The 239-nt window shown below is 67.4% G+C and carries 1 pseudogene; it reads left to right on the forward strand.

Going from position 1 to position 239, the window contains the following annotated elements:
• Nucleotides 1-64: 64 nt before the first annotated feature.
• Nucleotides 65-239 (forward strand): annotated as a pseudogene (locus ACQG3P_RS22900) (magnesium transporter); the annotation flags it as partial.

Genomic DNA, 239 nt, shown 5'->3' on the forward strand with positions numbered 1-239 from the left:
CCACCCCCTCTGCCGCATCCTGTCCGGGATAGCGGCCTTTTTTATTTTTCCGCGGGAGCTGTGCATGGCCGAAGCCGTACGCCACGACAAGACGGCGCGCCAGTTGCGACTGTTGTCCGATTCACTGGACAGCGGGCGGCTGGGTCCGGTGCGCCGGCTGGTCAATACGCTGGCGCCGGCCGAGATCGGCAACCCGCTGGAATCGCTGCCGCCGGGCAAGCGCGAAGTGGTGTGGGGGC

Origin of the sequence: Stenotrophomonas sp. SrG, assembly GCF_050031795.1 — a bacterium.
Taxonomy (GTDB): domain Bacteria; phylum Pseudomonadota; class Gammaproteobacteria; order Xanthomonadales; family Xanthomonadaceae; genus Stenotrophomonas; species Stenotrophomonas rhizophila_A.